We start from the raw sequence: 5,317 nt of genomic DNA, 5'->3' as shown, positions 1-5,317 counted from the left end.
GCCCCGCTCCCGGGGCCGCGCGCGGGCTTCTCAGGCCCCGACGGCGGACACCGACGCCGGAGGCCCCTCGTAGACGTAGCCGACCCTGCGCACGGTGGTGATGAGGCCCCCGGCGGGGCCGAGCTTGCGGCGCAGCCGGTGGACGTGCACGTCGATCGTGCGCGAGCTCTGTCCCCTCCGCGCGCTCCACACCCGCTCCAACAGCTCCTTGCGGGGGATGGCGCGTCCGGGTGAGGCGGTCAGGCAGTCCAGCAGCTCGTACTCCTGGTAGGTCAGCTCGACCTCCCTGCCGCCCGACCAGACCCGGCGGGCGCCGCGGTCCACGAGCAGCCCGGCGCGAACGCGGGGCGGCGGCCGGTCGGGTGTGCGCGGCTCGTCCACGACGACGCCGTAGACCAGCATGTACCTGTCGCCGCCGGGCAGCGGCAGCACGCCGAGGAGCGAGTGCTCGGAGCCGGGTCCACCGGCCGTGGGCGGCGGGTTCCGGGGCGGTGCGGGGGCGGGTGGTGCGCCGAGAGGGCTGTGTGCGCTGGGCATGCTCCCCATGATGCGCGCATAACCCTATAATTTCTACCGCTTTAGTAGGGAATATGATCCGTGTGGCCGATGCCACGTGCTCGGAGTCCGAGAAGTGATAATTCCTACCAATTCGGTGGATTAGGCTCTGATCAGCCCCGCGGTACCCCACACGGTCCGCGGAGCCGCACCCTCGCCGGCACCCGTACCGGCCGCCGCGGGGCCCGCCCCCGCGATCCTCCATCCACGATCACGAAGGAGCGCACCATGCGCACGACTCCAGCCGCACTCGGAGCAGCCGCCCTCACCCTGGCGCTCGCCGCCTGCGGCGCGCCCAGCGAGCAGGCCGCCGAGTCCGGCGGCGAGGGGGACGTGCTGCGGGTGGGCGTCAGCCCGGTGCCGCACGGCGACATCCTCGCCTTCATCGAGGAGAACCTCGCCGAGGAGGCCGGGCTGAACCTGGAGATCGAGGAGATCTCCGACTACAACGTCCCCAACACCGCCCTGGTCGAGGGAGAGCTGGACGCCAACTACTTCCAGCACCGCGCCTTCCTCAACGAGTGGACGGCCAACGGGCCCGACGCCGAGCTCACCTACCTGACCGACGTCCACATCGAGCGGCTCGGCCTGTACTCCGAGAGCGTCGAGAGCATCGACGACCTGCCCGACGGCGCCGAGATCGCGGTCCCCAACGACCCGGCCAACCTCGCCCGCGCCCTGGGCATCCTGGAGGCCGAGGGCCTGGTGACCGTCGACCCCGAGGCCGGGGAGTCCGCCACCGAGAAGGACATCGTCGACAACCCGCGCGACATCACGGTGACCCCGCTGGAGGCCGCGCAGCTGCCCCGCTCGATCTCCGACGTGGACGCCGCGGTGGTCAACGGCAACTACGCCATCGAGACCGATCTGCCCGAGCAGTCCAACGTCCTGGCCTGGGAGCCCGAGGGCGACGACTACGTCGAGTCCTACGCCAACGGCCTGGTGACCCTGGCCGAGAACGCCGAGGACGAGCGCATCCAGCTGCTCGCCGAGCTGCTGCACGACGAGCGGGTCCTGGAGTTCATCCAGGAGTCCTGGCAGGGCGTGGTCCTGGCCGTGGACGCCGAGGGCGACATCGTCGAGACCGCTGCCGGCGACGACGCCTCCGAGAGCCCCGAGGCCAGCGCCGACGACGCCACCGAGAGCCCCGAGGCCGACCAGGAGTAGCCGGGGGTTCACAGGTACGGGTCGGCGCCCCGGCAGGGACCGCCGCCCGCACACCCCGTCCGTTCGCGAGGGCGGTGGAGCGGTCGGCTCCACCGCCCTTCGCCGTGTCCGGAGGTCGGGGCCGGACGGGTCGCGCGGCGGGAACGAGTCCGGAGCCCCCTGGCGCGCGACGCGCCCATCAGGCGGAGCCCGACCCCGGACGCGCCCGCACGGCGGACCGGATCAGTGTGCCCGGGTGGCGGACTCCGGGCGCCCCGTGCGCTCCCGCGCCGGGTTCCACCCGTCGTCCCCGGCCAGGTAGGCCTCGATGGTGTGCCGGGCGGCCTCGGCCGGGTCCATCTGCGGTCGGTCCGCGGTGACCAGCGCGCCGGGACCGGAGTTGCGGTACTCCAGCATCCGGAACCGGCGCCAGTCGTGGCCGGAGGCCATCGCGATCCAGCCCTCCCCGCGGAAGTGGCGGCCCATCCAGGAGTCGCGCACCAGCACCCGCGGCTCGGCGTCCGGATGCGAGCTGGGCACCCACGGGCGGCCCAGGTAGACGGTCCCGGCGGGGGCGTCACCGGTGAAGCGGCCGCGGGTGACCAGGAAGCCGAACTCCCGGCCGGGCCGGGTGCTCGGCGCGGTCACGTAGCCGTTGTCGGTGTCGCTGCCCCGGTCCAGGGAGTGGAACACGCACCCGTCGAACACGGCCGTGGCCCGGCCGAAGACGAAGTCCACGTCGCCCTCGACGTAGCAGCCGCGGTAGTACTGCCGCGCGGGGGTGTCCGCGTCCGGCGAGTCCGCGTACAGCGTGTCCTGGTGGCCCAGGAAGCGCACGTTGTCGAAGACCAGCCGGTCCCCGGTGGCGCGCAGCGCGACCGCCTGGGTTCCGGTGACGCCGGGGTGCTCCTCGCGCAGCCAGGAGTTCGCGAAGGTCAGGTCGCGGGCGTGCGTGCCGTCCCCGGAGATGAGGACGCTGGCGCTGCCGGACGTGCCGTGGACGCCCCCGCCGGGCCCGGGGGTGCCCGCCGCACGGTCGTAGGTGAGGACCACGTCCCGGGGGTCGCCGGTCGCGCCGAGCAGGGTGATCCCGGGTTTGTCCGCGGGAACCACCACCGGCTCGCGGTAGACGCCCGCCCCGACGCGGATGGTGACGCGTTCGTCGCCGCCCGCGGGCACGGCGTCGATCGCGGCCTGGACCCCGGTGTGGTCGCCGGAACCGTCGGCGGCCACGGTGATCACCCGGCCCTCCGCTCCGGGGGCGGCGGGGGAACTGCGGCGGACCATGGGCAGGCCCCTCTCCTGGGGTGAGCGCTTTCGCCAAGGGCGGTGCCGGTACTGCAACCGATTGCAGAACTGTCCCCGACGCGGCCGCGCCCCGTCAACCCCCGAGCGCGTCGAGGGGCCCGGCGCGACCGCCGGGCCCCTCGTCACGTGTGTCCGGGTCTAGGTGCGCACCAGCGGGGTGTCCACCAGGTGCTCGGCCACGAACCAGGCCTGGAGCTCGTTGGTGCGGATCACGTCCGACACCAGCAGGTCGTTGGTGCCGTCGTCCCCCAGCTCCTGTGTGCGCGCGGCGGCGTCGTGGCAGTCCTCCAGGATCGTCTCGTGCGCCTCCAGCAGGCGGGAGAGCATCGCGGGCACCTCCTCGGCGCCGTTGGGCGGGCGCGGGATGTTGGTGATCTCCGCGACGTGCCGGGGGTCGCCGACCGCCACCCCGCCGAGGGTCTGCACGCGCTCGGCCAGGTCGTCGATCAGCGCGGTCTGCTCGCCGGCGTGCTTGTCCATCAGCAGGTGCAGCTGGTAGAAGGTGTGCCCGCGCATGAGCCAGTGGTGCTTCTTGTACAGGTCGTGCAGGATGCGCGTGTCGCACAGCACCTGGTTGAGCCGCTGGCACGAGTACATCCGGGTGTCGTAGGACAGCCCGACCGGGAACTGGCGGACCGTCCCGAACTCCTGGATCTCCTCGCCGCTCTGGTGCAGCCACGGCTGGCTGCTCCTGGGCTTGGGTGCTCCGGTCTTGCGCTCTGCGGTCGTCACTCTGGTCCCCCTCCAGTCGGTGTGACTCGTGTCGCGGGGAGCGCGCACGGTGGCCGCGCTCCGCCTGCCAGTCTCGGCTACCCACCGCTTCCGGGGGTCTAACCCCGCGCCAACCGAGGGTAAGTTTCGTGTGCTTTCACTGGTCGGAGCGGTCCGCCGGGGCCGGGGCGGCGTGTGCCGGGCCGCGGCGCACCGGGACCGTCGCAGGCGGACGCTAGTGTCCGGCCGGAGCATCCCCGTGAGAGAGGAGTCCCATGAGCTGGGACGTACTGCTGACGTCGGCGCCCGCGGAAGCGAGGTCCGTCGACGACCTCCCCGAGGACCTCGGGGCCGAGTCCATCGCGCCGCTGCCGCGGCTCCTGGCGACGCTGCGCGAGGCCTTCCCCGAGGCGGACCTGTCCGATCCGGCCTGGGGCCACCTCCGGGACGAGGAGCAGGGGTGGAGCATGGAGCTCAACATCGGCGCGGAGGATCCGGTCAGGACCGTGATGCTCCACGTCCGCGGCGGCGACGCCGTGCCCGCCATCCTCCGCATGGCCCAGGTGCTCGGCTGCCGCGCCCTCGACTGCTCGAGCGGCGACTTCCTGTGCGAGGACGGCGACGGCGGATGGGAGTCCTTCCGGGAGTACCGCGACCAGGTCCTCCAGCAGACGCCACCGGAGGGGACCGGGCCGTCCACGGCGCCCTGATCCGCGCCGGAACCGGTCAGGGCGCGATCGCGCAGGCGGTCTCCAGCACGAACCGCTGCCAGGGCCGGTGCGGGTCGTGCCCGGTCAGCTCCCGCACCCGGCGCAGCCGGTAGCGCAGCGTCTGGGCGTGCACGTGCAGCGCCTGCGCGGCCGTGGTCGCCGCGCCCTCGCGCAGGTAGGCCCGCAGCGTCTCCAGCAGGTGGGCGTTGCCCTCGGCCAGCAGCGGCCCCAGCACCGTGCGGCGGACCGCGGCCGGGGCGACCGGGCCGCCGTTGAGCAGTGCCAGCACGCACGCGTCGGAGGTCCCGAGCAGCCCCCGGGAGTCGAAGGCGTGCGCGGGCGCGGTCTCCAGGGCGCCGTCGGCCAGCCGGTAGGCGGCCGACATGTCCGTCAGCGCGCGCGGTTCCAGCACGCACCCGCGCCAGGGGCGTCCGCCGAGCACGGCGGCCACCCGGTCGGCGTCGTCGGGGCGGACCAGCAGCACCACGCGTCCCGAGCGCGTGGTCACCAGCGGGTCGGCGCCCGCCGGTTCCACCAGGCCCAGCAGTTCCATCCCGGCGGCGAGCGCGGCCGACCGCGGCGCCCCGTCGCAGGGGCCGCCGTCGGCCTCGGCCACCACCAGCACCGCCGGGTCGGGCGGGGCGATGCCCAGGGTCCGCGCCCGGTCGCGGATGGCCCCGCGCGAGGCCTGCCGTCCGATCAGCAGGTCGTCCAGGAAGGCCCGGCGGGCCCGCTCCAGGTCCGCGTCCAGGCGGCGCGCGGCCTCGGCGTGGCCCGCGGACAGGCTCTCGGAGATCTGGTCGATCGAGGTCAGCCACAGTTCGCCCAGGGCGAACACGTCGGCGGCGTCGAGCCGGTCGGAGGCGAGTTCGGCGACCAGGCGCACC

The 5,317-nt window shown here is 73.9% G+C and carries 6 protein-coding genes; 2 read left to right on the top strand and 4 right to left on the bottom strand.

The window, feature by feature from the left end; translation table 11 throughout:
• Window positions 1-30: 30 nt before the first annotated feature.
• Window positions 31-537 carry a winged helix-turn-helix domain-containing protein gene (locus DQW06_RS21360; RefSeq protein ID WP_232833110.1) on the bottom strand — a complete coding sequence of 169 codons (507 nt, stop codon included), beginning with the start codon at window positions 535-537 and terminating at the stop codon, window positions 31-33.
• Window positions 538-783: 246 nt separating this feature from the next.
• On the opposite strand from DQW06_RS21360, the gene DQW06_RS21355 reads away from it, so the two are divergent.
• Complete coding sequence (locus DQW06_RS21355; protein WP_013152429.1) at window positions 784-1,722, top strand: MetQ/NlpA family ABC transporter substrate-binding protein; 939 nt, start codon at window positions 784-786, stop codon at window positions 1,720-1,722.
• A gap of 222 nt (window positions 1,723-1,944) precedes the next feature.
• Here the strand turns inward: DQW06_RS21355 and DQW06_RS21350 are convergent, their stop codons facing one another.
• Together DQW06_RS21350 and DQW06_RS21345 are read right to left on the bottom strand one after the other, a co-directional pair.
• The gene (locus tag DQW06_RS21350) at window positions 1,945-2,988 is read right to left on the bottom strand and encodes a pectinesterase family protein (RefSeq protein WP_117199174.1); all 1,044 of its coding nucleotides are present in this window, start codon (window positions 2,986-2,988) and stop codon (window positions 1,945-1,947) included.
• A gap of 159 nt (window positions 2,989-3,147) precedes the next feature.
• Entirely contained in the window at window positions 3,148-3,741 is a 594-nt protein-coding gene (locus tag DQW06_RS21345; protein ID WP_013152431.1) for a Dps family protein, read from the bottom strand.
• Window positions 3,742-3,995: 254 nt separating this feature from the next.
• Here DQW06_RS21345 and DQW06_RS21340 point away from each other — a divergent pair, with 254 nt between their 5' ends.
• Complete coding sequence (locus tag DQW06_RS21340; RefSeq protein WP_117199173.1) at window positions 3,996-4,430, top strand: hypothetical protein; 435 nt, start codon at window positions 3,996-3,998, stop codon at window positions 4,428-4,430.
• A gap of 16 nt (window positions 4,431-4,446) precedes the next feature.
• Here the strand turns inward: DQW06_RS21340 and DQW06_RS21335 are convergent, their stop codons facing one another.
• Window positions 4,447-5,316, bottom strand: coding sequence for a CdaR family transcriptional regulator (locus tag DQW06_RS21335; protein ID WP_232833109.1), 870 nt, complete (start codon window positions 5,314-5,316; stop codon window positions 4,447-4,449).
• Window position 5,317 lies beyond the last annotated feature (1 nt).

This window comes from Nocardiopsis sp. TNDT3 (genome assembly GCF_003427465.1).
GTDB lineage: Bacteria > Actinomycetota > Actinomycetes > Streptosporangiales > Streptosporangiaceae > Nocardiopsis > Nocardiopsis dassonvillei.
This window is presented reverse-complemented; position numbering and strand designations above follow the sequence as displayed.